At 72.9% G+C, this 1,264-nt stretch carries 2 protein-coding genes; both read right to left on the bottom strand.

Annotation, left to right across the window (positions count from 1 at the left end; genetic code table 11):
• Positions 1-284 precede the first annotated feature (284 nt).
• Complete coding sequence (locus ACSNOH_RS34810; protein ID WP_436725448.1) at positions 285-740, bottom strand: PaaI family thioesterase; 456 nt, start codon at positions 738-740, stop codon at positions 285-287.
• Positions 741-805: 65 nt separating this feature from the next.
• On the bottom strand, positions 806-1,264 hold a 459-nt coding region (locus ACSNOH_RS34805), incomplete at its 5' end, for a molybdopterin dinucleotide binding domain-containing protein (protein WP_436725447.1).

Genomic DNA, 1,264 nt, shown 5'->3' with positions numbered 1-1,264 from the left:
GGCCGGCCGCGGGGCCGCCGCAGCCGGCGAGGACGGCGGCCGTCAGCAGTGACGCACCGGCCGCCCGGCTGAACCGGGGTGCGCGCATGGGGCGACGGTAGAGCGCGTACGGAGTGCGGGGAACCCGTCTCGCGGCAGTCCGGCAGCGCCCGTCCGCCGCACGACGGTTCCCTGCCGCCGTGGCAGGCATTTCCCTGCGCCGCCACGGCGAGCAAGGGGGACGGCGAGGGTCCGGCGGAATCCGCAGTCACCGCGAGCCGTACGACCGGCTGAGGCGACGCCCGTCACCCCGCGTCGCGGATGACGCAGGTCAGCCGCGCCGAGCACACCCGCTTGCCCTGCTCGTCCGTGACGGCGATCTCGTACGTGGCGGTGGTGCGCCCGCGGTGGACGGGTGTGGCGACGCCGGTCACCAGCCCGGAGCGGACGCCGCGGTGGTGGGTGCAGTTGAGGTCGACGCCGACGGCGATGCGGGAGGGGCCGCCGTGCAGCATGGCGCCGACGGAGCCGAGGGTCTCGGCGAGCACGGCGGAGGCTCCGCCGTGCAGCAGCCCGTACGGCTGGGTGTTGCCCTCGACGGGCATGGTGCCGACGACGCGCTCGGCGGAGGCTTCGACGACGTGCACGCCCATGCGCTCGCCGAGGTGGCCGGCGGAGAACAGGGCGGGCAGGTCGAGCCCGCTGCCGGCCCACTGGTCGAGGACCTCCTGCGGGAACGTGGTCTTGGCGTGCTCGCCCATGCGTCGTGCTCCGATCACCTGCGGCCGTTGTGGTGTGAAAGTTTCTTCAGTTCAACGGTCCGCCGTCAACCGGTCTGTTCTGTGGTGCGTTCGAGCCGGACGACCAGCGACTTGCTGGCCGGGGTGTTGCTGGTGTCGGCGGTGTGGTCGAGCGGGATGAGGACGTTGGTCTCCGGGTAGTAGGCGGCGGCGCAGCCGCGGGCGGTGGGGTAGTGGACGACGCGGAAGCCCGGGGCGCGGCGCTCGGTGCCGTCGGTCCACTCGCTGACGAGGTCGGCGTAGCTGCCGTCGGCGAGGTCGAGTTCGCGGGCGTCGTCGGGGTTGACGAGGACGACGCGGCGGCCGTTCTTGATGCCGCGGTAGCGGTCGTCGAGGCCGTAGATGGTGGTGTTGTACTGGTCGTGCGAGCGCAGGGTCTGCAGGAGGAGGCGGCCTTGAGGGGCGTGGGGGTATTCGACGGGTGAGGCGGTGAAGTTGGCCTTGCCGGTGGTGGTGGGGAAGCGGCGTTCGTCGCGGGGGGCGTG

Source organism: Streptomyces sp. URMC 127 (assembly GCF_051386535.1).
Lineage (GTDB): Bacteria > Actinomycetota > Actinomycetes > Streptomycetales > Streptomycetaceae > Streptomyces.
The sequence above is the reverse complement of the archived record's forward strand: the minus strand, read 5'-3'. Positions and strand labels throughout refer to the sequence as shown.